This window comes from Bradyrhizobium sp. LTSPM299 (assembly GCF_000938235.1).
Lineage (GTDB): Bacteria > Pseudomonadota > Alphaproteobacteria > Rhizobiales > Xanthobacteraceae > Bradyrhizobium.
This window is the reverse complement of the sequence record NZ_JYMU01000027.1, coordinates 38470-63011: the sequence shown is the minus strand read 5'-3', so window position 1 is coordinate 63011 and position 24542 is coordinate 38470. Positions and strand designations below refer to the sequence as shown.

General features: G+C 64.4%; 24 protein-coding genes. 13 read left to right on the top strand and 11 right to left on the bottom strand.

What is annotated here, in order from left to right; all coding sequences use genetic code 11:
- The first annotated feature begins 1 nt into the window (after position 1).
- A complete protein-coding gene (locus UP10_RS16515) occupies positions 2-388 on the top strand; it encodes a nuclear transport factor 2 family protein (protein ID WP_044588390.1) in 387 nt (128 codons plus the stop codon).
- 204 nt (positions 389-592) lie between these two features.
- On the opposite strand, the gene UP10_RS16510 is transcribed toward UP10_RS16515, so the two are convergent.
- Complete coding sequence (locus UP10_RS16510) at positions 593-2071, bottom strand: protein adenylyltransferase SelO (RefSeq protein WP_044588389.1); 1479 nt, start codon at positions 2069-2071, stop codon at positions 593-595.
- Between the two features lie 194 nt (positions 2072-2265).
- Between UP10_RS16510 and aspS the strand changes: the two genes are divergently transcribed.
- Positions 2266-4041, top strand: a complete 1776-nt coding sequence (aspS, locus tag UP10_RS16505) for an aspartate--tRNA ligase (protein WP_044588388.1) — start codon at positions 2266-2268, stop codon at positions 4039-4041.
- Between the two features lie 20 nt (positions 4042-4061).
- On the opposite strand, the gene UP10_RS16500 is transcribed toward aspS, so the two are convergent.
- Positions 4062-6044 carry an aq_1923 C-terminal domain gene (locus UP10_RS16500; protein ID WP_044588387.1) on the bottom strand — a complete coding sequence of 661 codons (1983 nt, stop codon included), beginning with the start codon at positions 6042-6044 and terminating at the stop codon, positions 4062-4064.
- Positions 6045-6284: 240 nt separating this feature from the next.
- Between UP10_RS16500 and UP10_RS16495 the strand changes: the two genes are divergently transcribed.
- Entirely contained in the window at positions 6285-8594 is a 2310-nt protein-coding gene (locus UP10_RS16495) for an NADP-dependent malic enzyme (RefSeq protein WP_044588386.1), read from the top strand.
- Between the two features lie 100 nt (positions 8595-8694).
- Complete coding sequence (locus UP10_RS16490) at positions 8695-9147, top strand: DoxX family protein (RefSeq protein WP_044588385.1); 453 nt, start codon at positions 8695-8697, stop codon at positions 9145-9147.
- A gap of 6 nt (positions 9148-9153) precedes the next feature.
- On the opposite strand, the gene UP10_RS16485 is transcribed toward UP10_RS16490, so the two are convergent.
- Positions 9154-10419 carry an MFS transporter gene (locus UP10_RS16485; protein ID WP_044588384.1) on the bottom strand — a complete coding sequence of 422 codons (1266 nt, stop codon included), beginning with the start codon at positions 10417-10419 and terminating at the stop codon, positions 9154-9156.
- A gap of 217 nt (positions 10420-10636) precedes the next feature.
- On the opposite strand from UP10_RS16485, the gene UP10_RS16480 reads away from it, so the two are divergent.
- From UP10_RS16480 to UP10_RS16470, 3 genes are all read left to right on the top strand, one after another.
- Positions 10637-11671, top strand: coding sequence for a LacI family DNA-binding transcriptional regulator (locus UP10_RS16480; RefSeq protein WP_044588383.1), 1035 nt, complete (start codon positions 10637-10639; stop codon positions 11669-11671).
- 18 nt (positions 11672-11689) lie between these two features.
- Positions 11690-12646 (top strand): alpha/beta hydrolase, encoded by a 957-nt coding sequence (locus UP10_RS16475; protein WP_156180057.1) that lies wholly within the window; start codon positions 11690-11692, stop codon positions 12644-12646.
- A 73-nt stretch (positions 12647-12719) separates the two neighbouring features.
- Positions 12720-13019: a nuclear transport factor 2 family protein gene (locus UP10_RS16470; RefSeq protein WP_044588381.1), complete on the top strand. Its 300-nt coding sequence runs from the start codon at positions 12720-12722 to the stop codon at positions 13017-13019.
- A gap of 16 nt (positions 13020-13035) precedes the next feature.
- Here UP10_RS16470 and UP10_RS16465 read toward each other — a convergent pair whose 3' ends face one another.
- The 4 genes from UP10_RS16465 to UP10_RS16450 form a co-directional block, all read right to left on the bottom strand.
- Positions 13036-13590, bottom strand: coding sequence for a dihydrofolate reductase family protein (locus tag UP10_RS16465; protein WP_044588380.1), 555 nt, complete (start codon positions 13588-13590; stop codon positions 13036-13038).
- Between the two features lie 25 nt (positions 13591-13615).
- The gene (locus UP10_RS16460; protein WP_044588379.1) at positions 13616-14605 is read right to left on the bottom strand and encodes a polysaccharide deacetylase family protein; all 990 of its coding nucleotides are present in this window, start codon (positions 14603-14605) and stop codon (positions 13616-13618) included.
- A gap of 170 nt (positions 14606-14775) precedes the next feature.
- The gene (locus UP10_RS16455) at positions 14776-15345 is read right to left on the bottom strand and encodes a glutathione peroxidase (protein ID WP_044588440.1); all 570 of its coding nucleotides are present in this window, start codon (positions 15343-15345) and stop codon (positions 14776-14778) included.
- A 108-nt stretch (positions 15346-15453) separates the two neighbouring features.
- Entirely contained in the window at positions 15454-17286 is a 1833-nt protein-coding gene (locus UP10_RS16450; RefSeq protein ID WP_044588378.1) for a L,D-transpeptidase, read from the bottom strand.
- A gap of 223 nt (positions 17287-17509) precedes the next feature.
- Here UP10_RS16450 and UP10_RS16445 point away from each other — a divergent pair, with 223 nt between their 5' ends.
- A complete protein-coding gene (locus UP10_RS16445; protein WP_044588377.1) occupies positions 17510-18067 on the top strand; it encodes a CreA family protein in 558 nt (185 codons plus the stop codon).
- A gap of 55 nt (positions 18068-18122) precedes the next feature.
- Here the strand turns inward: UP10_RS16445 and UP10_RS16440 are convergent, their stop codons facing one another.
- A complete protein-coding gene (locus UP10_RS16440) occupies positions 18123-18356 on the bottom strand; it encodes a hypothetical protein (protein ID WP_044588376.1) in 234 nt (77 codons plus the stop codon).
- 407 nt (positions 18357-18763) lie between these two features.
- Between UP10_RS16440 and UP10_RS45275 the strand changes: the two genes are divergently transcribed.
- Together UP10_RS45275 and UP10_RS16435 are read left to right on the top strand one after the other, a co-directional pair.
- Positions 18764-18919 (top strand): hypothetical protein, encoded by a 156-nt coding sequence (locus UP10_RS45275; protein WP_197086833.1) that lies wholly within the window; start codon positions 18764-18766, stop codon positions 18917-18919.
- Between the two features lie 43 nt (positions 18920-18962).
- Entirely contained in the window at positions 18963-19364 is a 402-nt protein-coding gene (locus UP10_RS16435; RefSeq protein WP_044588375.1) for a hypothetical protein, read from the top strand.
- A gap of 54 nt (positions 19365-19418) precedes the next feature.
- Here UP10_RS16435 and UP10_RS16430 read toward each other — a convergent pair whose 3' ends face one another.
- From UP10_RS16430 to pdxR, 3 genes are read right to left on the bottom strand one after another with little or no spacing between them, the layout of a single operon-like run.
- Complete coding sequence (locus UP10_RS16430) at positions 19419-19661, bottom strand: DUF6719 family protein (RefSeq protein ID WP_044588374.1); 243 nt, start codon at positions 19659-19661, stop codon at positions 19419-19421.
- A gap of 20 nt (positions 19662-19681) precedes the next feature.
- Positions 19682-19834 carry a hypothetical protein gene (locus UP10_RS45270; RefSeq protein ID WP_197086832.1) on the bottom strand — a complete coding sequence of 51 codons (153 nt, stop codon included), beginning with the start codon at positions 19832-19834 and terminating at the stop codon, positions 19682-19684.
- Between the two features lie 44 nt (positions 19835-19878).
- The gene (pdxR, locus tag UP10_RS16425; protein ID WP_044588373.1) at positions 19879-21420 is read right to left on the bottom strand and encodes a MocR-like pyridoxine biosynthesis transcription factor PdxR; all 1542 of its coding nucleotides are present in this window, start codon (positions 21418-21420) and stop codon (positions 19879-19881) included.
- A 72-nt stretch (positions 21421-21492) separates the two neighbouring features.
- Between pdxR and UP10_RS16420 the strand changes: the two genes are divergently transcribed.
- From UP10_RS16420 to UP10_RS16410, 3 genes are all read left to right on the top strand, one after another.
- Entirely contained in the window at positions 21493-22218 is a 726-nt protein-coding gene (locus UP10_RS16420) for a pyridoxamine 5'-phosphate oxidase family protein (RefSeq protein WP_044588372.1), read from the top strand.
- 54 nt (positions 22219-22272) lie between these two features.
- Entirely contained in the window at positions 22273-23550 is a 1278-nt protein-coding gene (locus UP10_RS16415) for an ArgE/DapE family deacylase (protein WP_044588371.1), read from the top strand.
- Positions 23551-23712: 162 nt separating this feature from the next.
- Positions 23713-24522 (top strand): hormone-sensitive lipase, encoded by an 810-nt coding sequence (locus UP10_RS16410; RefSeq protein ID WP_044588370.1) that lies wholly within the window; start codon positions 23713-23715, stop codon positions 24520-24522.
- Positions 24523-24542: the final 20 nt, after the last annotated feature.

Below are 24542 nucleotides of genomic sequence, written 5' to 3'. Positions count from 1 at the left end.
AATGACGAACGCCGCCACCCATGCCGCCTTGCTCGTCGCGGTCGATCAGTACCTCGAGCTGATGTATGATTCAGACACGGAGCGATTTGACAGCGTGTTCGCGCCATCGGCCCAATTGCACGGACTTCGCGACGGCAGTTTGCACATCCTGCCCGCGGCCGAGTATCGCAAGCTGCTTGCGTCAAACCCATCGCCAAAGAAAAAGAACGCGCCGCGGCAGCAAGAGGTCTTGTTTGTCGATTTTGCCTCTCTTGATCAGGCGCTCGTCAAGGTGAGGGTACGGATCAACACGATCATCTATGTCGACTACCTCTCGTTCCATCTGGTCAATGGCTGCTGGCTGGTGACGGCCAAGTCGTTCCACGCCGAGAAGCGATCTGAAACTTAAGCAGCGGAGGCGTGGTGTCTGGCGCTGCCAGCCACGCGCCAATGCGCCCGATGAAAGCTGTGCTCTCTCCGCGTCATTGCGAGGAGCGAAGCGACGAAGCAATCCATGCTACCGCGTATGCGGCGCGATGGATTGCTTCGCGGAGCCTGTCATCGGGCGCGCATTCGCGCGACCCGTTGGCTCGCAATGACGATGCGGATAGACCTACGTCCCGCAGAAGGTCTGCGTGACGCGCTGCTCGGGCAGCGGCGTTTCGGCGTAAGCCGCGTACTGCGGCTGGTCGTCGAACGGCTTTGCCAGCACCGTCAGCAGTTCCTCGAACGGCGCGTAATCGTCGTTGGTGACGGCGGCCTGGATCACCGCCTCGACGCGATGGTTGCGCGGGATGAAGGCGGGGTTGACGGCGTGCATCGCGGCCTTGCGCTCGGCCGATGTCTGCGGCTCCAGCGCGGTGCGCTCGCGCCAGCGGCTGGCCCATTCGTCGAAGGCTGCGGGGTCGGTGAATTGCGCGCGCACATCGGCGATGCCGGCCTCGTCGCCCGCGGCATGGCCGAGCTGGCGGAAGGTCAGCGTAAAGTCGGCCTCGTTCTTCGCCATCGTGTCGAGCAGGTCCTGGATCAGCGCCTCGTCGCCGTCGCGCGCGGTGAACAGGCCGACTTTCTTGCGCAAGCCGGCCTGATAGGCCGCCGTGAATTTTTCCGGGAATTCGCCGAGGATCGCCTGCGCCTGTTCGATCGCCTTGTCCTTGTCGTCCGTGAACAGCGGCAGCAGGCACTCGGCGAGCCGGGTCAGATTCCACAGCGCGATGCGCGGCTGGTTGGCATAGGCGTAGCGGCCCATCTCGTCGATCGAGGAAAACACCTGCGCCGGGTTGTAGGCGTCGAGGAAGGCGCAGGGACCGTAGTCGATGGTCTCGCCCGAGATCGAGGAGTTGTCGGTGTTCATCACGCCGTGGATGAAGCCGGCATGCAGCCAGCGCGCGACCAGCTCGGCCTGCTGCGCCACCACGCCGGCGAGCAGGGCGTGATAGGGCTGCTCGGCGTCCTTCACATGCGGATAGTGCCTGGCGATGACATGGTCGGCGAGCGCGCGGATGCCGTCAGTGTCGCCGCGCGCGGCGAAGAACTGGAAGGTGCCGACGCGGATATGGCTCGAGGCGATGCGGGTCAGCACCGCGCCGGGCAGGGCCGTCTCGCGCATCACGGGCTCGCCAGTGACGACGGCGGCGAGCGAACGCGTCGTCGGAATGCCCATCGCAAACATCGCCTCGCTGACGATGTATTCGCGCAGCACCGGACCGAGCGCGGCGCGGCCGTCGCCGCGGCGGGAGAACGGGGTCGGGCCACTTCCCTTGAGCTGGATGTCGCGGCGGACGCCATCCTTGTCGATGACCTCGCCGAGCAGGATGGCGCGGCCGTCGCCGAGCTGGGGCACGAAGTGCCCGAACTGGTGGCCGGCATAGGCCATCGCGATCGGGTCGGCCCCGTCGGGGACGCGCTTTCCGGCGAGGATTTCGGCGCCCTCAGGCGTCGATAGCAGGTCCGGATCGAGGCCGAGCTGGACCGCCAGCGGCCGGTTCAGCTTGATCAGCCGGGGGGCGGCCACCGGGGTCGGCGCGACCCGGGCGAAGAAGTTCGCCGGCAGCGCCGAATAGGTGTTCTGGAACGGGAAATGGACGGTCACGTCAGAAAGATAGGGCTACGGGGCGAATAGGCAAACGGTTCGCGCCATTGGTCCCGAAAATGTGCGATTCCGGGCCAAAACCGGCCGTTCCCTTGGTTGCCGCACCGGGCGGGCTCGGGTAAACCCTCCGCAACTTCGGATAGGCCATTTTGGCTTGGTCCGATTCTCCTCCGACATCAGTCTTTGGAACTAATATGCATCGCTACCGGTCACACACATGCGGCGCGCTCCGAGAGAGCGATATCGACCAGACGGCCCGGCTGTCAGGCTGGGTTCACCGTGTCCGAGACCATGGCGGCGTGCTGTTCCTCGATCTGCGCGACCATTACGGCATTACCCAGTGCGTGGCCGATCCGGATTCGCCGGCATTCGCCGAGGTCGAGAAGTTCCGCTCGGAGTGGGTGGTGCGGATCGACGGCAATGTTCGACGCCGCCCTGGCGGTACTGAAAACGCCGATCTGCCGACCGGCATGATCGAGATCTATATCAAGGAAATCGAGGTGCTCGGCCCCGCCGCCGAGCTGCCGCTGCCGGTGTTCGGCGAGCAGGAATATCCCGAGGACATCAGGCTTAAGTACCGTTTCCTCGACCTGCGTCGCGAGAAACTGCACCAGAACATCATGACCCGCGGCGCGGTCGTCGATTCCATGCGCAAGCGGATGAAGGAGCAGGGCTTCTTCGAATTCCAGACCCCGATCCTGACGGCGTCCTCGCCGGAAGGCGCGCGCGACTTCCTGGTGCCGTCGCGCATTCATCCCGGCAAGTTCTACGCGTTGCCGCAGGCGCCGCAGCAGTACAAGCAGCTGCTGATGATGTCGGGCTTCGACCGCTACTTCCAGATCGCGCCCTGCTTCCGCGACGAGGACCCGCGCGCCGACCGCCTGCCGGGCGAATTTTATCAGCTCGACGTCGAGATGAGCTTTGTCACGCAAGACGATGTCTTTGCGGCGATGGAGCCTGTCATCACGGGCGTGTTCGAGGACTTTGCCAAGGGCAAGCCGGTCACCAAGAACTGGCCACGGATACCGTTTGCCGAAGCGGTGCGCAAGTACGGCTCCGACAAGCCCGATTTGCGCAACAAGATCGTCATGCAGGAGGTCTCCGAGCATTTTCGCGGGTCCGGCTTCAAGGTGTTCGCGCGGATGCTGGAAGACCCGAAGAACCAGGTCTGGGCGATCCCCGGCACCGGCGGTGGTTCACGCGCGTTCTGCGACCGCATGAACTCGTGGGCGCAGGGCGAGGGTCAACCCGGCCTCGGCTACATCATGTGGCGCGAGGGTGGCGAGGGCGCCGGTCCGTTGGCGAACAACATCGGCCCTGAGCGCACCGTTGCAATCCGCGACCAGCTCGGCCTCAAGGAAGGCGATGCGGCGTTCTTCGTCGCCGGCGACCCAGAGAAGTTCTGGAAGTTCGCGGGTCTCGCGCGGACAAAACTCGGCGAGGAGCTGAACCAGATCGACAAGGACCGCTTCGAGCTCGCCTGGATCGTCGACTTTCCGATGTACGAGTATGACGAGGAGAACAAGAAGGTCGACTTCTCGCACAACCCGTTCTCGATGCCACAGGGCGGCCTCGACGCGCTGAAGTCGCAGGACCCGCTGACGATCAAGGCGTTCCAGTACGACATCGCCTGCAACGGCTACGAGATCGCCTCCGGCGGCATCCGCAACCACAAGCCGGAAGCGATGGTGAAGGCGTTCGAGATCGCAGGCTATGGCGAGCAGGAAGTGGTCGACCGCTTCGGCGGCATGTACCGTGCGTTCCAGTACGGCGCGCCGCCGCATGGCGGCATGGCGGCCGGCCTCGACCGCATTGTGATGCTGTTGTGCGGCACCAACAATCTGCGCGAGATCTCGTTGTTCCCGATGAACCAGCAGGCGATGGACCTGCTGATGGGCGCCCCGTCGGAAGCCTCGGCCAAGCAGCTCAAGGAGCTGCACGTCCGGGTCAATCTGCCGAACAAGGCGTAGGCGGAGAGGCTACGGGAGCATCATAACCCTGTCGAGGCCTCGATCCGGAATTGCGCGAGCGCCACCAGCGGATCGGTCTTGAGCAGCTGCATCAGCTGAGCCGCCGGCACCTTGCCGAGCGGGGTCAGCTTGATGACGAGCGTCTGCCCCGGCGTCTCGACAAAGCTTGTGACAGCCGCAAGCAGGGCGTTGGCATCGGGATTGGCCGCGCCGATCGCCTCGCCCTGCGCCTTGATGGCATCGCGGATGGCGCGCCGCGCGTCGTCGCGGCTGATGTTCTGGACGCCGGCGAACTGCGCGATCCCCAACTCGACGCAGCCGAGGTCACGCAGCGTGACCTCGAGCGCGCCAGCCTCGATCTGCCCCGCCGCGGTTGCGGCCTGCGCCATATCCGATGAGAACACCGCGCGCGGCACGTTGGCGAGCGAGATGCGCGCCTGCGCCTTCAAGAGATTGCCGAGTTCGAGCGACACCGGCTCCAGTGCGAAGCTGTGGGATGCTTCGGTCCAGGCCGCGCCGAGCTCGAAATCGAGCGCGATCGTATCCATCCCCGCGGCGGCGAGCGGCTGCAATCCGACGTCCGTCCGGTCGATCGGCGAGGTCAGCTTCGCGGTGACATGGGCCTCGCTGGGAATCGGTCCGACAAACCGGCCCCAGCTCAGGTTGATGGTGTCGATGTTGATCGGCTTGCTGGTGCTTTTGTAGGGCGCGACAAGGCCTTTGACCTCGACGCCCTGGATCAGCGGCAACAGCGCAAACGCTTGCGCGGCCGACGGCTTTTGCGCGGAAAACTCCGCGCCCATTCGCATCAAACCGGAAATGTCGAGAGATTTCAGCGCGAAGCGTCCGAGCTTGATCGGTCCCTTCGGCGCGCGCGCATCCAGACCCTCGAAGACCATTTCGCCGATCTTGCCGTTGTCGATGTTGAACCGCATCGCCTGGAGCTTCACCGGGCCCTCCGGCGTATCGACCGAGAGCCCATGCAGTTCGGTGTTTCCGATCCGGATGCCCGCATAGAGGGTGGCCATTTTTTCCATCATCTCGCGCACTTGCGCGGGAGTAGGCGGCGCGGCGCCTGCCGGCGGGATCGCCGCCATCAGGGCTGGGAGTTGCAGCCGTGACGGCTTGAAGGCGACGTCATCGATGGTTATGCCATCGATCCGCATGTTCAGGCCTTGCGTGGAGGTGATGACGTAGGGACCGGCCGAGATGTGCCGGTAGGCGCGGTACTCCCTGTCGTCGTTGGCCTTGCCCGGATCGAAGATGGCGGCCATCGCGCCGACATCGACGTCGGAGGCGACCAGATTGGCGAGATTGCCGGTCATCTTGATCGGCTTGCCGGCCGGTTGCGAATTGACCGTGAAGGTGAACCTGTCGGTCTTGATCGACGCGATCTTGCCGTCCTTGAGGTTCTCCAAAGCAAGCCCCGAATAGGCGAACTCGCCGCCGTCGCTGTGCATTTGGGGGCCGAAAGAGATCGTCCCTTTGACCTCGGGGACGCTGACCGATGCCGCGCTGATGCTTGCCAGCTGTTCGAATCCGAACCGGTACAGATCGAACAAGGACGCCGACGCTGGGAGCTGCCGAGGGCCGGCGGGGCCGGAGTAATCCTTCACCGCAACGCGCGGCAATCTGTAGGTCAGGCCCGCGATCGTCTGGCCGGGTACCGCCGCGCCGATTTCGACATCGGTGGCCTCGATGCTATCGGCGGAAAATCGCGTTGCATCGCCCTCGCGGACGCCCGCCGCTGTGAAGTTGGCAATCTTGATGCTGACCGGAGGCTGTGTGGCCGATTCGTTGGCAATGTCGGCGATTGTGACGGTGCGGCTCCGCAGGTCGAACGAGACCTTGCCATGACTAGCCTTGGCACCCGTGGCGCGGATTTGCGCGAATGCCGCCTCGACCTCGCCCTCGACCCGATGCTGTACATAGAAGTTGAAGCCGAAGAAGCCTCCCACCGCGACGACGACGACCGCGATCAGGCCCAGCAGAATTTTCTTCATTCGGTCAGCTCCGGATCAAGCAGAGAACAAAATTGCCATTCCCCGGCCCGATGAGCGGGGAGAGAAGGGGTGATACGGCTTCGCCGGGGTGCCTGCCGGCGGCCTTTTGACGGGGAAATTATCGAATATTGCATCCGAGCGGCTGGACGTGCTTCACATCCGGCTCGATTTGCCGGCAAACTGATTTGCCTTGGACTAGCATAGAAACAAGACTTCAGGGCCGGAAACGCGGGAGCACGCATGTCGTCATCGTCCGAAGAACTCCATAACGCGGCGCTCGCCTATCACCGCCTGCCGCGGCCGGGGAAACTTGAGATCCAGGCAACCAAGCCGCTCGCCAACCAGCGCGACCTGGCGCTGGCCTATTCGCCGGGCGTGGCAGCGGCCTGTATGGAGATCGCCAACAATCCGGCCGAGGCAGCGACGCTGACGACGCGCGCCAATCTGGTGGCGGTGGTCTCGAACGGCACCGCGGTGCTTGGCCTCGGCAATATCGGCCCGCTGGCCTCCAAGCCCGTCATGGAAGGCAAGGCGGTGCTGTTCAAGAAATTCGCCGGCATCGACGTCTTCGACATCGAGATCGACGCCAACACCATCGAGCGGGTGGTCGAGACGGTGGCGGCGCTGGAGCCGACCTTCGGCGGCATCAATTTGGAAGACATCCGCGGGCCGGAGTGCTTCGAGATCGAGGCCCAGCTCAAGGCGCGGATGAAGATCCCGGTGTTCCACGACGACCAGCATGGCACCGCCATCATCGTCGCAGCCGCGATCACCAATGCCCTGCTGCTGAACGGCAAGAAACTCCCCGAGGTCAAGATCGTCTGCTCCGGCGCGGGCGCAGCGGCGATCGCCTGCCTCAATCTGCTGGTGTCGATGGGCGCACAACGCAAGAACATCTGGGTCTGCGACATCGACGGCGTCGTCTATGACGGCCGCAACACCACGATGGACCGCTGGAAGGCGGTTTATACCCAGAAGACCGACGCCCGCGTGCTCGGCGACGTGATCGGCGGCGCCGATATCTTCATGGGACTGTCGGCACCGAACGTGCTGAAGCCCGACATGGTCAAGCGGATGGCTGATCATCCGCTCGTGATGGCGCTTGCCAACCCGAACCCGGAGATCATGCCGGACGAGGCGCGCCAGGCGCGCCCCGATGCGATGATCTGCACCGGGCGGTCGGACTTCCCGAACCAGGTCAACAACGTGCTGTGCTTTCCCTTCATTTTCCGCGGCGCGCTCGATGTTGGCGCCACTGCGATCAACGAGGAGATGAAGCATGCCGCGGTCGACGCCATCGCACAGCTCGCGCGCGATCCGCCGTCGGACGCCGTGGCCCATGGGTTCGATACCGGCGAGACGCAGGGGTTCGGCCCGGGTTCGCTGATCCCGAGCCCGTTCGATCCGCGCCTGATCCTGCGGATCGCGCCGGCGGTGGCCAAGGCCGCGATGGAGTCAGGCGTCGCGACCCGGCCGATCACCAATTTCGACGAATATGCCACCAATCTCGAGCGCTTCGCGTTCCGCTCCGGCCTCACCATGAAGCCGGTGTTCGCCAAGGCCAAGACCCAGCCGGTGCGGGTGATCTACGCCGAAGGCGAGGACGAGCGCGTGCTGCGCGCGACGCAAGTGGTGCTGGAGGAGAAGCTGGCGCGGCCGATCCTGGTCGGCCGTCCGTCGGTCGTCGAAGCCCGGATCCAGCGCTTCGGCCTCTCGATCAAGGCCGGGCGGGATTTCGACCTGGTCAATCCCGAGGACGATCCGCGCTACCGCTCCTATGTGCAGTCCTATATCGACGTTGCCGGTCGGCGCGGCGTGACGCCGGAGGCGGCGCGCACGGTGGTGCGCACCAACAACACTGTCATCGCGGCGCTCGCGGTGTCGCGCGGTGAGGCCGACGCCATGCTGTGCGGCGTCGAGGGGCGCTACATGAGCCATCTGCGCCATGTCCGCGAGATCATCGGCTTCCAGCCGGGGATCAGCGATTATGCCGCGCTGTCGCTGTTGATCACCACCAAGGGCGCCCATTTCATTGCCGACACCCAGGTGCGGCCGAATCCGAGCGCCGAGGAACTGGCGGAGGTGGCCTCGCTTGCGGCGATCCACGCCCAGCGCTTCGCGTTCAAGCCGCGGATTGCCTTCGTGTCACATTCCGACTTCGGCAGCTATGATACCGAGTCGTCGCGCAAGATGCGCCGGGCCACCCAGCTGCTGAAGGAGAGGCATCCGGAGATCGAGGCTGATGGCGAGATGCAGGGCGACACCGCGCTGTCGGCGTTGGCGCGCAAGCTGGTGCTGCCGCATTCCAAGCTGGAGGGCGAGGCCAACATCCTGATCATGCCGAATCTCGACGCCGCCAACATCGCCTATCAGATGATCAAGTCACTAGCGGACGCGCTGCCGGTCGGACCGATCCTGATCGGCCCGGCGCGTCCGGCGCACATCCTCACCCCCTCGGTGACGGCACGCGGCATCCTCAACATGACCGCGGTCGCCGCGGTCGAAGCCCAGGAGCGGGCCGGCCGCGCACAGCCGACGCTGTTTGGCTAGCGGCTGGAGGGAGACCGATTCGATTTGATCGGGGCAGACGGAACGACCATAATCGCTGCGCCTGCTTCGTCCGATTTCTGCCATCCAGTGAGGCCGACCCATGCCAGCGTTCATTACTTTCGGGCGCGTTTTGTTCGCCGTGCTGTTCCTCTATTCGGGGGCGACCAAACTCTTCGGCATCCAGGCGACCGCCGACATGCTGACGGCCAAGGTGGTCATTCCCGCCGTCATCGCACCGTATACGCAGCAGATCGAAACCTTTGTCGGCATGCCGTTCATGCAGCTGCTGGCGATCACGATCGGCGGCTTCGAAATCCTGGCAGGCCTGATGATCGCGGTGAACGTGCTGACGCGGTTCTTCGCGATCCTGCTGATCATCTTCATCTGCGTTGCGACCTTTTACGCTCATGACTTCTGGAATCAGGCGGCGCCCGACAACGGCAAGACCTTGATCGATGCGCTGAAGAACCTGTCGCTGATCGGCGCGCTGTTCGTCATCGCCGGCTACGGCCGCGGCCCGCGCAGCACCGAGCCGGCCTACGGGGACGTGTAGGTTTATCTACGACGCCACGGCGCCGCTCAGGCCGCTCGCCTCGCTGGTCCGGTAGCGGCCGATCGAGAGGAACAGCAGGGCAGGGATGATTTGCAGGCCCGCCAGCAGCATCAGCGGGAGGTCGGAGCCGCCGAACGTCGCGCTGAGCTGGGCGAAGGTGACCGGGCCGATCGCGGCGCCGAGGAAGAACGCGAACAGGAACCAGCCGAAGATCCGTGAGACGGCGGCAGTGCCGAAGTAACGGCTGGCGAGATACGGCATCAGGTCGGTATCGCCGCCGATCGCAAGCCCATTGAGGATGGATGCGAAGATGATCAGCATCGGGACGGACGTTGTCGCATAGGTCATCGCGCAGATGCTGGTGAGCACCAGCGCGACGATTCCGACAAATGGCGCGTGCACGCGGTCGAGCAGATAGCCAAAGCCGATCCGTCCGAACAGGACGGCAATCCCCGAGACCGCCTGGATCGTCGCGACGTCGGCAAGGCCCAGCCCGGCCTTCTTGGTCAGGATGTAAACGATGTTGGGCGCGATCGCGTAGAACGACATGCCCATGATCGCAAACGAGATCGCAAGCTTCCAGAACACGCCTGTGCGGACGATCTCGCGGACCGTCATGCTGTCATCGGCCGGTGTGCTCGCAGTGACTGTCTCGGCGCTTGCGCCATCGGGGAGCAGGCCGAGCGGTTTCGGGCTGTCCTTGACGAGCAATGCGACCAGCGGCAGGCAGATCACGAGCTCGAAGACCGCCATCGCAACCAGCGTCCACGACCAGCCATGCGCTGATATCATTGTGTGGAAGGCGATCGGAATGATGAACGAGCCGACCGCCTGTCCGCTCGCCGCAAAACCGAGCGCCAGCCCGCGCTTGCGATTGAACCAGAGTGCGATGGCGCGGGCGTAGGAGACAACGTTGGTGCCGGCGGCGACGATGCCCATCAAGGCGAAGGCGAGATAGAACTGCCACAGCGAGCCGTCGATTCGGCTCAACACCAGCGCCGAGGCGGCAAACAGAGCGATGCTGACGAGCGCGAATGCGCGCGAGCCCCAGCGATCGAGCGGCCAGCCGCAAAGCGGGTAGGCGACGGTTTGCAGCAGCAGATAGATCGAGGCGGCCTTGGCGACCTCGGGCTGGCTCCAGCTGAAATCCTTGGCCATCGCGCCGGCGAGCAGGGCAAAGCCCGAAGCGAAGAACGGGACTGAGCCAAAGCCGATGCCGACGCTCGAGCCCGCGACGACATTCCAGCCGGGAAAGTAGGGTATATTGCGCATCGTCGGTCCCTGCGACAGATTGTGAAATCAATTTCACACTGAGGACATCTGCCGCGTATTGCGTCAAGAACCTAGGTCGCCTGAGATTTGGGCGGAATGCTCGGATATTCTACATGATGGCAATATTGCAGCGGCATACTGCTATATCTGCCAAGGTTTCTTGACTTGACCGTCCGACCGGATTACGCAGACGGAAATGAAATAGATATCAGGAACCATGGTTGCGACCCGGAGCAAATCCCCTGGTGTTTCGAGGCTGGCGGAGGTCGCCCGCCTGGCCGAGGTGTCGCCTGCCACCGTGTCGCGGGCGTTCAACACGCCGGACCTGCTCACTGAAGCAACGCTGAAGCGCGTCAATGCTGCCTCCGCGCAACTCAACTATATCCCGGACGGTCTTGCCCGCTCGCTGCGCCGGAACCGCAGCATGGTGATCGGCGCCGTCGTGCCGGCGCTGCGCCATGCGTATTTTGCGAGCACGGTCGAAGGGCTGCAGTCGGAAATTGCCAAGCGCGGCTACACGCTGCTGCTGGCAACCTCCGACTTCGACGAGAAGGCCGAGCTCGCCGCGGTCCGCTCGATGATCCGGCAGGGTGTCGACGGCATTGTGCTGGTCGGCATGCAGCACGATCCCGCGCTGCTGCCGCTGCTCAATGATCTCGGCAAGCCGTTCATCGTCACCTGGTCCTACGATACCGAGATCGCGTCGGTCGGCTTCGATCATCGCAAGGCGATCCAGCCGGTCGTCAATCATCTGCTCGATCTCGGCCATCGCGACGTCGTCGCCATCATGGCGTTCCTGAACGTGAGCGATCGCGAGCGCGATCGCCTGGCCGGCATTGAGCATGCCTTTGCCGGCCGTGGCGTCAGGTTTCCGCGCGACCGCGTGATCTTTGCCGGTGGCAGCGGCCTGCAGGATGGCCGCAACGCGTTCCGTACCGCGCAGGTGCGCTTTCCCAAGGCGACCGCGGTGATCTGCGCCAATGATCTGCTCGCCGCGGGCACGATGATGGAATGCGCGGCGCGCGGCCTCTCGGTGCCGCGCGATCTGTCCGTGGTCGGCTATGGCGATCTCGATATCGCGGCGGCGATGAACCCCGCTGTCACGACCGTCCGGACCCCGGCCGACGAGATGGGACGCATGGCCGCCAACAGCCTGCTGGCGACGCTTGCCGGCGCCGGCGGCGTGCAGCACATCGAACTCGCCACCGAATTGATCGTGCGCGGCAGCACCGGTCCGGTCAGGCCGACCTGAACCCAAGGAGGATTTTTCGTGAACGCGCTCCCGCCCAAGCGGCCATCATCAGTGCCCTATCTCGACAAGGTCTACGACGTCGCGTTCACGCCCGATGTCACCTATGGCGTCGGCGGCGTCGGCTATGTCGCGGGGCAGGGACCGGCGCGCTATCGCGACCTCAAGCTCGACGTCTACCGGCCCCTCAGCGACGACAAGGTGCTACGACCGGCGCTGATCCTCGCCTTCGGCGGCGCGTTTCACCGCGGCACCAAGGGCGCGGAAGTATTCGAGGGCGAGAATCCCAGCACGGCGATGGCGGACTATTGCCGCGAGTTCGCGCGCCGCGGTTACGTCTGCTTCTCGATCGACTATCGGCTGATGCAGGAGGCGCCCGATCCCGGCGTCACGCCGTTCCTGCTGCCGGGCCAGCCCCAGAACACCGACCGCATCGACTTCGTCCGCAACATCCTCGGCCTGCCGCCGTGCACGCCGCAGATGATGGCCGACACGCTGGAGGCCGCGACCGACGATATGACGAAGGCCGTCAATTTCGTGCGCAACCGCTCGCAGGCCTATGGCGTCGACGTCACGCGCATCGTCTGCGGCGGGTTCTCGGCGGGGGCTGGGATCGCACTCAATTCCGCGTTTGCCGAGCGGGCACCGGTTGCCGCGGTTGTCGCACTGTCCGGCCGTATCGCCGGCCCGACCATGGACGTTCATCTGACGGACGGTGCGACGGCGCCGGCTGCGCTGCTGTTCCATAGCGAACATGATCTTCCGGTGATTCTCGGCGGCATCGCGGAGATGCGCGATCATTTCAACCGCGTTGGAATAGCCAACCGGTTTGTCCACGTCGCCGACGCCGATCATTTCTACCGGCGGACCGCGACGGTGCAGCGCGCCGATGGAAAGGCGAGCGACGTCGAGACGGCGATGGCCGAATTTCTCTACGACACGCTTCGCCTTGCGGGCACCGTCACGGCTGCTGCGTGATGTCTGATCCGACAGTCACCATCGCGACGCTCGAAGCATTTGCCGACGCCTGGAATCGTCACGCGATCGACTGATGTCGTTCATGGCTGACGATTGCGTGTTCGAGGCCAATGCCGGACCTGATGTGTCAGGCACGGTATTCCGCGGCAGGGACGAGGTGCGCCGTGGCTTTATGCGCGCCTGGCAAGCCTTCCCGGATGCGCGTTGGAGCGATGCGCGTCACTTCATCTCGGGTGACCGCGGCTGCTCGGAGTGGATTTTTTCCGGGACCGGCGTCGACGGCAAGATCATCGAAGTCGCCGGCTGCGATCTGTTCCGGTTTCAGGGTGACAAGATCGCGGTGAAGAACTCGTTTCGCAAGCATCGGAGCTGAGATCGCGCCTGAACGTTCAAGTGCGCCGCCACGGCGTGACGCTGACATCGTGCGCGGCGTCGATCAGCTGCGACTCGCCGGCGTGAAGCCCGTGCGCGGCGAGCACCTGCTGTGGGGTGCGGGCGGGGACGCCGGGAAAGCACGGCTCGCCGTCGGGGATGCGCACGCGCGGCGCGACCGACAGCCAGAACGTGTCGTAGCGGTCCATGAACATGCCGAACACGCTGGGGCCGCCGATGATCGCGACGGTGCCCGATGTGACGCCGGCTTCGCGGCTTGCTCTCTCGAAGGAACAGCCGGCGGGATTCCACAACAGCGCCTTTGGATTGGTCGGGTCGGGCGCAATGGCCTCGACCTCGCCGGTTAAAATGATGCGCCGGCGCTTCGGGGCATTCGGCTGCTCCTCCTCGGAGTGGCGGCCGTGCACGACCAGATCGGCGCGATCGAGAGCTGCGGTGAAGAACCGCTTGTCGCCCTCGATCTTGAGATCGTCAGGCATCACATTATGCGCATTGGCCAGCCGGCCGTCGGCGGAGACGATGACATAACCCTCGATACGCAGCGCCGGCACGCGTCTTGTCGTCCGCTGTCGGCGCTTACTGGTTGACCGTGGTGACGACGCTGTCGACCGGCCGCGAGCTCACGGTCGGCAGCTTGACGTCCTTGGCGAGCTCCTGCTCGTATTGCGGCAGCACCGTCGCCGGGAATTTCGCGCGCATCGCGACCACCTTGTAGCCGCCGGCCTTCAACTGCGTCAGCAGTGTCGGCAGCGCCTCCGCAGTGTGCTTCTGGAAGTCGTGCATCAGGATGATGCCCTTGCCGAGCTTGCTGAGCCTCTTCATCACGGTGTCGATCACGGCTTGCGAATTCTTCGACTTGAAGTCGAAGGAGTCGAGGTCGCAGGAGAAGATTGCGATGTTGCGGGTGCCGAGATAGGTCACCATCTGCGGCGGGTGCTGCAGTGCGGGGAAGCGGAAGAACGGCGCGGGCGAGACCTCGAGCGCCCATTTGACCGCAGCCAGTCCGCGCTCGATCTCATCCTTCCTCTGATCATCGGTCAGCTTCTTGTTGCTCTGATTTTCGTGCGACCAGGTGTGCGAGCCGACCGTGTGGCCGGCCGCATAGACCTGCCGCAGGATCTCGGGATGGTAGGTCGCGTGCTTGCCGATCGGGAAGAAGATGCCCGTGGTGCATTCATCCGCCAGCGCCTTCAGGACCGCCGGCGTGTTGGCCGGCCACGGACCATCGTCGAAGGTCAGCACCACCTCGTGGTCGCGCAGGAAGTCGAGCTGCTTGAAATGCTCGAAGCCGAAGCCCGGACCGCCCGTGGTGTCGATCTCGACGGTGCGGGCGACGCCGAGCGCATTCGGATTGTTGCAGGCGGCACGTGCCGGCTGCGGGGGTTGCTGCGGCGGGGCCGGAGCTGCGGCGACGGGGGCCGGGGCAGCAGCTGCAGGTGCGGGAGCTGCCGCCTGTGGTGCGGCCGCTGGCGCGGCGCCCTTGGCTGCCGGCGTCTGGGACCAAGCTGCACTCGACGCGAGCAACGACACCGTCCCCGCGAAAATCAGACCTGCCGCAATGCGCATGGTGTGTTCCTTGCTGATCCCGCTCCCGGTACGGCCTGTTGCCGTGGCCGGGCGGCTCTCACCCCGTAACGAGAATACCCTAGTTGGATCGCCGCCGCCAAGGCAACGGACGTGGCGGCTTTGTGTCCAAAATCCCCGCCCGATCAGTTAATTCCGGGGATTACCACGCATCACGCCGCCGCGAGAGTCCGGGCGATTGCGGTCTTGATCCGTGTGTCCTCTGGTGTGACGGACTCCGGGAAGATGTCGGCGATATAGCCGTCGCGGCCAATCAGGTATTTGTGGAAGTTCCAGCGGGGCACGTCCTTCGGTCGCGCCTCGGCCGCCCATCGATAGAAGGGATGCGCGGTGGCGCCCTTGACGACCGCCTTGGCTGCGATCGGAAAGGTGACGCCATACTGGTGCTGCGCCGTCTCGGCGATCTCGGTCGGGCCGCCCGGCTCCTGACCGCCGAAATCATTGGAGGGGACGCCGATGATGACGAAGCCGCGATCGCGGAATTCGGTCCAGAGATCCTGCAGGCCGGCATATTGCGGGGTGAAGCCGCAGAGCGAGGCGGTGTTGACGATCATCAGGGGATGGCCGGCATAGTCGGCGAGGCGGATGTCGCCACCTGCCAGCGCCGGGAACGAGAAGGCGTAAGCCGTGATCCGGCTCATCGCGGGCAGCTCGGCATGCACGGCGCGCGAGCCGGCCGCAGCAGCCAGTCCCGCCACGATCAGTGTCCTGCGGTCGATCATGGTCATGTCCCCGGACAGATTGTGCGGGGATCATAGTCCAGGTTGCAGGTCTGAAGCTTCAAGATGCCGTCATTGCGAGCGAAGTGGGCTACGAGTGTTCCGCCAAGCTTAGCGCAGCGGCACGATGAAGTCGGTGCCTTCGCCGGTCTCGCCCTGGTTCACGCCGAGGTCGGAAACGATGATCGATCCGCCGGTGCCCAGCATGTCGGTGATCCGCGCCATCGTGTCGGTGGGAATGGTGATGCGGTCGAGCGCCTCGGTCGGGCTGTTCACCGTGGGCTGCGGCTTCGTCTCGATTGCCGCGGCGCCCGTCATCTTGTGGCGGCGGGAGGGCCGATCCTCGTCGTCGATCCGCGCGGCATTGCGGGTCGGCAGCGTGACCACCGACCAGTGCAGCGCATTCGTATCGGTCTTGTCGGCTTCCGCCGTGAACACATGCGTGCCCAGCGGCCGGTCGCTCGCCGCGATCGTCACCGGCGAGTCGAACAGCGGCGCAAAGTTCTGCCGCACGTAGAGCTTGGAATCCTTGCGGCTGATATAGACCGCGATCTGGCCGGTGCGCTTCGGCACGTCGGCCTTTGCAAGGGCCGGCAGCCGAGCCGTGTCCTTCTTCGCGTCGGGTGCGTCGGCCGCCTTCACCGGCTCGGCGGGCTTGTCAGTGTTCTTGGCTGCATCGACCTTCGGCGCCTCGGCGCCGGCAACGTCGGGCTTGGCCGTATCGGATTTGGCGGCATCCGCCTTCGGTTCATCAGCCTTTGGTTCATCAGCCCTGGCTTCGACCTTCACATGGTCGCTTGCGGAGATCTCGGTCTTCGCGGCGTCGGAGCTGGCGGTAACAGGCGTTTCACCGATCGTCTTCTTGTCAGCGGCCGCACTGCTGTCGCGGGCGGCTGCATCGGTGGACTTGCTCTTGGCCGGCTTGTCCGTGATTGCGGAGGTTGCGGGCTTGTCAGCGGCGGCCTGCGCGTCCGGTTTGGCGTCGTCGGCCTTGGCTAAATTGGCCTCGCTTTTGACGGCATCCTTGGTCGCTTCCTTGGTCGCTTCCTTGGTCGCTTCCTCGGGCTTGTCGGCGACGGAGGAGGCGGCATCCGACATCGTCGCCGACGCGCTGGCGGCCGGCATCGCGCCGCTGGCATCAGCGGTATGGGTGTTGTCGCGCAGCGAGGCCTGTTCGACATGACCGACCGTCGAACGCAGCTCGAGGCTGGTCTCCGGCTTGTCCGCGCCCTTGTCGCCCTTCACGCCGAGCGGCGCATCGCCCTTCGGAACATCGCCGGCGACCGGTTGCGGGACGACCCGCTGCGTCACCAGCAGCGGATGCGAGAAACTCTCCGGAGAGATTGTGCCGGGCGTGACGATCACGCGGGCGCCCAGCCGGGTCCAGTTGTACATCTTGACCGCGAACGCCATCGGCATGCGGATGCAGCCATGGGAGGCGGCATAGCCGGGCAACACACCGGCGTGCATCGCGATGCCCGACCAGGTGATGCGCTGCATGTACGGCATCGGCGCGCCGCTGTAGATGTTGGACTGGTGGTATTTCTGCTTCTGGATGACGCTGAACGCACCCATCGGGGTCGCATGCCCCTTCATCCCCGTCGACACCGGGCTTTCGGCGTACAATCCATTGGCGTCGTAGACCCGCACCCTCTGCTGCTCGATCGAGACGTTGATGATCACCGCGCCCTGCGGCTTGGTGCCGGTTTCCTTCTCGGCGCCGGCGTCCTTCCTGGCCGGATTGCGCCGCGGCTTTGGCCGGTGTGGCGGTGGCGCTGGCTCAGCCTGGCTGCCGTAATAGGTGGTGTCGCCGTTCCAGTAGTAGAGCGCCGCATCGGCCGGCGCGGAGGCGCCGACGGTGCCAGCGGCGGTCAGAATCGCAAACTGCCAAAACCGCTCATTTGCGAAATCAAAAATCGAAGTCCGACGGCCGCTTGCGCGCATATTCCGAATCCCAGTCCAGACTAATCTGTTGGTTGTTGCAGACGGAAAACACGTTCACCAGCACAAGGGTCCTAACCCCTGCGTGATCGCGTGATTTTCACGGAAAGCGTAACAAAAAAGCCTCACATAAGGTTAAAGCGGCGCTGACATCACCAACCTGTTTGCGCCTACCGGTGCGGCCTTTGCGCACTACATAGGCCGAGACCCACCCGCGGAGACCTTTATGACGTCGAGAAGTGTGAGCCTGTGTGACCTTCGTGTTCTGTCTCGTTGGGGGTCTGCGTTGCTGCTTCTGGCGGTGGCCCTGGCGCAGGCCGGCCCGGCGACTGCCGCTGACGACCCGGACCTGATCTTCCGCCGCTCGACGGTGTTCAAATGGCTAAGTCCCAACGACAAGCTCGCGACCTATGGCGTCGACGATCCCGAGGTCGAGGGCGTCGCCTGCCACTTCACGGTACCGGAGAAGGGCGGCTTCAAGGGATGGATTGGCGTAGCCGAGGAAGTCTCTGATATCTCGCTGGCTTGCCGGCAGATCGGGCCGATCCGATTCAAGGACAAGATGAGCCAGGGCGACGACATGTTCAGCAAGCGCCGATCGCTGTTCTTCAAGAAGATGCAGATCGTCCGCGGCTGCGATGCCAAGCGCAACGTGCTGGTCTACATGGTCTATTCAGACCGGCTGATCGAAGGCTCGCCGAAGAACTCGACCTCGTCGGTGCCGATCATGCCCTGGGGGGCGGCCGACGCCAGCGTGCAGAAATGCGGCGAGTTTATTCAGTAGCCAAAACAGATGGTTCGGCTGCGAACTTCAGCCTATGCGCAAATCGGCTATCGGCTCAGCTCTTAACTTGCCCGAACTGCCGGGCACGGAAGTCGAAGCCGGACCGTTCGGGCCGGACATTGGTGTCGCGGCACCCCACCAGCCGGACCAGCTTTTGCGGCGCGCATTCATTGTCGCCCATGACATGCGCGCCCTGATGCGACATCGCGCCCGCCATCTGTGGCTCGCCGGGCTTGCGGGTCGCGGAATCCTTACCTGCACCCATGTTGCCATTGCCCACGACTGACATCCTTCGTTGGATTGGGGGACGACAACGTGCCACCACGAAGATGGTTGCACGGCGGGCACATCAGTCGGCGGGAACCCAGATGCGGTTCACGGGTCGACTTTGCTGCGCTGCAGTCTGTCTCACCAGAGGAACGTTAAGAAAGCGGCAGTGACCGCGGTCCGCCCAACTCGGGCTTTTGGCTCGAATTTCATGCGCCGCGGATCGATCCGAATAGCTCCAGTAAGGCGGTACCGCTGAAATTACTCGTCTTTTTTGGCCAATGTTTCGTCGCACCGTGGCTGACGAAACAATTCTCGCTCCCACGAAACCATTTTTTGCTTTTGGCGCAGAACTCCGGAAACGCCAGATCGTTATCAAACCGTCAACCAAACGGCGGCGACGCCGATCGCAATACCGGAGACAGACAAATGCGGACCATCAGCTTCATCCTCGCCTTTGCCTTCGTGTTGGCCGGTCCGTCGCTGGCGGGTTCTTCGGACAATGGTCTGCCCGGCATCGGCACCTTCTCCTATAACGGCTCGCCGATTTCGACCTCGACGCCGGTGGTGATGGCCGCCAACTAACCGCGACAAGCAAACCGAACAAAATCGCCGGTAAAGGCTCCATATGTTGCTTCGTATCTGTTCCGCGGCCATCCTCACGTCCTTCGCCTTCGCTGGCGCCGCGCAGGCTCAAACTCAGCTTCCCCTCGAGTCGGTGCAGCTTCGTACGCTGTTCAAGATGCCCGACCAGCGTGAGGAATTCGTCCGGCAGTGCGTGCCGCATATGGCGGGTCGTTGGGCGCACCCCGATGCTGTTTGCGGCTGCTTGCACGACCATGCCGCAGCGGTTGTCGATGACGCCGATCTGCGTCAGGCCGTCTTGCGTGGCATCAGCGAGACCGGCGTGCCGACGATCGAGACCGACTGGGTGCCGCGGTCCAAGCAGTCCGAGATCGGACCGACTTTCACCAAGATCGCCAAGCCGACGCTGCAATGCATGTTCGAGCCGTCGACGACGACGAACTGAGCGGTACGCTCTCAAAGCGACGACGAAAATTGCGCCTCGCAAATGCGGGGCGTTTTACTTTTTGGCAAACCGCGGCACGCAGGTGATGCTGCGCACCACGCCGTTCTGGTTCAGTTGCGCGCCCGTGACCAGCTTGATCTTCCCAGCCGGGCACGATCCGTCATCGACCAGCACGCGCTGACCGACGCGCAGATCCACGATGTTGCGCTCGTGCGAAACGGCCTGGGCCTGTTGGGCCGAGGCGCCGAAATTGGTCGCGACAATTGAAAGGGCGCTGAACAGCACGCCGAATCCCATGCGCTGCACCGCGGCCTCCCTCACTTGTTCTGGATCTTCAGCCCGTCAGGGCCGACATTGATCTGGAGGCCGTCGGGCTGCTTCTTGGACTGATAGACGTTGTAGCCGAGTACGCCGACCACGACGATCAGCGCGCCGATGATCAGATACAGGACGTTGCGATTGCCGGGCATCCAGTATCTCCAACGATGGCGCCGATTGAACGCGGCGACCTTAGTCAGGCGGTGCCGATTCTCATAGGGCGCGGCCTTGCTTGCGCGGGCTTCGATGATTTGCGGTGGGCACGCAGCGCAGCCAATGAGGCCTTTGCCAATTGTTCCGCCGACGCAACGAGCTGCGGAACCGGATGACCGGAGAATCCGAGCACGAAGCCCGGCAGCGGAGGAGCGCGGTGATAGGTTTCGGCGAGCAGCCAGCCGCCGACGCCGGCGGCCGCCTTCGCCTCTGCTGCAACGAGCGGATCGGTCGACGGCGCGAGGCGTGCCACCAGATGCAGGCCTTGCGAGGGGACCGGAACCGTGAGTTCGCCTTCGGAAGCTGCCGCCAATGTCGACGCCAGCACATCGCGCGCGTCGCGATAGAGTTTGCGCGACTTGCGCAGATTGGCGGCGAAGGCGCCGGAGTTCAGCATGTCTGCGACCGCGCCTTCCATCAGCGTACCCGGAAAGCGGTCGAGCGCGGCGCGCGCTGCCGTTACCGGACCGACCAGTTGCTCGGGCAGGGCGCAATAGCCGATCCGCAATCCCGGAAACAGCGTCTTGGCAAAGGTGCCCATGTAGATCACGCGGCGCAAATGATCGATGCCGGCAAGCGACAGCAGCGGCGCGCCGTCGTAGCGGAACTCGCTGTCGTAATCGTCCTCGAACACGAAGGCGCCGGCCTCCTTGGCCCAGTCGAGCAGCTCAAGCCGACGCGGCATCGACATCTGCACGCCGAGCGGAAACTGATGCGACGGCGTGACATAGGCGGCGCGCGCTGTCGGTGCGGATGCGCGTCCCTTGGCAACCCGCATGCCCGACGCATCAACTGGCACCGGGACCGGACGATAGCCGCAATGCTCGATCGCGCGCCGCGCCGCCGGATAGCCGGGATCCTCGCACCAAACCTGGTCACCGGGTTTGAGGATCGCGCCGAGCACGATGCGCAGCGCGTGCAGCGTGCCCGACGCCAGCATGATTTGATCGGGATCGCAGCGCAGCCCGCGCGCCGACAAAAGGTGATCTGCGATCGCGGCGCGCAATTCGCGATTGCCGCGGGGATCGCCGTAGTGGAGATGCTCGGGTCCGAACGCGCGCAGCCGGCGGCCGGCAAACGCGCGAAAACGCTGCAGCGCGCGTGCATCGATATGGGTGCAGCCGAGCGACAGTGCGTTGTGCTGCGGCGGCTCGATCATGATCCTGGTCTTGCGGGCCGCGCCGGCTTGCGCCGGGATCCGCGCGGCGACGAAGGTGCCGGAGCCTGTGGTTGCGACCGCAAAGCCGTCGGCGATCAGCCGCTCATAGGCCGTGGTGACCGCGTTGCGGCGGAAGCCGGTCTGCTTGGCGAGCGCGCGCGACGGCGGCAGCGGCTCGCCGGGTTTCACGATGCCGCCGACGATGGCGTGACACAGCGCCTGATAGAGCCGGTGCTGCGAGGCGGCGCCCTGCGTGATATGGGGGCCTGCAAGATCGAGCGGCAGCTCGGCCTTGCCCGGCGAAGACTTGGCCGGCGCAGACTTGCCTGGCGGGGATTTGCGCAAATTGGTCGGAATTTTTCGCATGGAATTGGCACTATCGCAGACCAAATCGTCAGCTACAACTGTTCTAACGTTCCAATCCAGCGAGGCATTGCCGTGACCGAAGGCGCATCCACTCCCTCCTATCCGCTATCGTCCCGCAACCGGGTGAAGCGCCTCCACGAACGCGGCTTCTACGACCATGAGACCGTGCACAAGATCCTCGACGCCTCGATGATGTGTCACGTGTCCTACGTGATCGACGGCCAACCCTATTGCACGCCGACCTTTTTCTGGCGCGAGGGGACGAAGCTCTATTGGCACGGCTCGAGCGCGAGCCGGATGCTTAGGAACCAGACGGAGGGCGAGCGGGTGTGCCTGACGGTCGCCCATCTCGACAGCCTGGTGCTGGCGCGCTGCGGCTTCAACCACTCGGCCGATTATCGCGCGGTGATGGCGTTCGGCAGCGCCTATCTCGTTACCGATCCCGAGGAGAAGCAGCGCGCCGTCGTCGCGATGGTCGACCGCTTCTTTCCCGACCGCACCGCGACCTTAAGGCCGAGCAACAAGCAGGAGATCAAGGCGACCTCGTTCATCGCGATGGAGATCGAGGAGGCCTCCGCAAAGGTTCGCTCCAAGGGCGTCGCCGACGATGACGAGGATTACGAGTTGCCGATCTATGCCGAGCGTATCCCGGTCCGCACGGTGCTCGGCGCGCCGGAGCCGTGTCCGCGGCTGCTCGACGGCGTGACGCGGCCGGCGACGCTCGATGGCTATTCCGAAGGCCGCCTGCTCGGAGATGCATTGCGGGATGCCTATTTTGCGGAGTACCCCGCCGGCTGAGATCGGGTTACGGTGGCGCTCCCGCCTTCTGACATCCCCTGACGGAGCTGCTGCATGACTGCCGATACGCAACAACGAATCCTTGCTGCCGTTGATGAAGGGTTCGATGCGCAGCTTGCGACCACGCAGGATTTTGTCGCGATCCCCTCGACCCGCGGCGCCGAGGGGCCGTGCCAGGACATGATCGGCGATCTGCTGCGCCAACGCGGCTATGAGGTCGACGACTGGCACATCAACGTCGACGATCTCAAGGATCTGCGCGGCTTTGGCCCGATCGAGCATGATTTCTCCAAGGCGCGCACCGTGGTCGGCACCTATCGGCCGGCCACCAATACCGGCAAATCGCTGATCCTGCAGGGGCACTGCGACGTGGTGCCGACCGGCCCGCTCGAGATGTGGGCGACGCCGCCGTTCGATCCCGTCATCAAGGACGGGAGGATGTACGGCCGCGGCGCCTGCGACATGAAGTCGGGCACCATCGGTGCCCTCTACGCGCTTGATGCGATCAAGAAGGCGGGGCTGAAGCCGACGGCGCGGATCCATTTTCAGTCCGTCATCGAGGAGGAGAGCACCGGCGTTGGCGCGCTCTCCACCTTGCAGCGCGGCTACCGCGCCGATGCCTGTCTCATCCCCGAGCCGACCAACGGCAAGATGATCCGCTCGCAGGTCGGCGTGATCTGGTTTCGCCTGAAGGTGCGCGGCTTCCCGGTGCATGTGTTCGAGGCCGGTGCCGGCTCCAATGCGATCATGGCGGCGTATCATTTGATTCATGCGCTCGAGAAGCTCGAGATCGCCTGGAACGAGCGCGCCAAGAGCGACCGCCATTTCAAGGACGTCAACCATCCCATCAACCTCAATCCGGGAATCATCAAGGGCGGCGACTGGGCCTCCAGCGTGCCGGCCTGGTGCGACGTCGATTGCCGGATCGCGGTGTTGCCGGGCTGGTCGATTGCGGAGTGCCAAAAGGAGATTTTGGCCTGCGTCTCGGCCGCTGCGCGCGACCACCGCTTCCTCTCCAACAACCCGCCGCAGGTGGAATGGTCGGGCTTCCTGTCGGAGGGCTACGAACTGGTGAATTCCGAAGCGCCCGAAGCGGCCTTCGCCAAAGCGCATCAGGCGGTCTATGGCGGGGCGGTGGAAGACCGCGCTTTCACGGCGCTGACCGACACCCGCTTCTACGGGCTGAACCACAACATCCCGAGCCTGTGCTTCGGCGCCACGGGAGCTGCGATGCACGGCTTCAACGAATATGTCGATCTGGAATCGCTGCGGCAGTCGACCAAGGCCACCGCGCTGTTCATCGCCGAATGGTGCGGGGTGGAGAAAGCATAGCCTTTTTGTGTGGCGTCCCCAGATAGTTTAAGCTTAAAATAAAGACTGGGCGGCGGGCCCAGCCGGTGGCAAAGTGCCGTCCGGCCGCCAGTGCAATCCGGCCGCCAGTGCCGCCCGGTCGTCAGTGCCGCCCGGTCGCCGGCGAATCTTCGGGGAGCCACGATGCGCGATTGGGATGATGCCTACGCAAATTCGGCCCATGTGCCGGGGTCGGACAAGCTGCCGGCGCTGTGGGCGGAGCGCGCGGCTGCCTATCGCGCAGGGCTCAAATTATTCAAGCCTGATATCGCCTATGGATCGGGAGAGCGGCAGCGTCTCGACCTGATCCTGCCGGACGGCGACAGCAAGGGCCTCGTCGTCTTCGTGCATGGCGGGTACTGGATGCGCTTCGATAAATCGTCGTGGACCGACCTCGCAGAAGGCGCGCGAAACCACAGCTGGACGGTGGCGCTGCCGAGCTACACGCTGACACCGGCCGCGCGCATCTCCGCCATCACGGCCGAGATCGCGGCCGCGATTGCCTCGGCTGCGGCCCAAGTCTCCGGCCCGATTCGGTTAGCCGGCCATTCCGCGGGCGGCCATCTTGTTACGCGCATGCTGTGTGACGACGGCCCTCTCGAACCTGAGGTCTACAACAGAATCGCGGCGACGCTGTCGATCAGCGGTCTGCACGATCTGCGGCCGCTCCTGAAGACCAGGATGAACGATACGCTCGGGATGAGCATGGACGAGGCAACGCACGAAAGCGCCGCCTTGCATCTGCCGCGGGGCAAGTCGCCGCTCACCGCCTGGGTCGGCGGGAGCGAGCGTCCCGAGTTCATCCGCCAGGCCGAGCTGATGGCCAACATCTGGACCGGCTTCGACGTGCCCACGCGCCTCGTCGTCGACCCCGGGTATAACCATTTTACTGTTGTCGATGGGCTGAAGGATCCATCCTCCGCCATCACAAGATGCCTTGTCGGCCTCGATTGAGGGCCGCGGATCGATCGGGA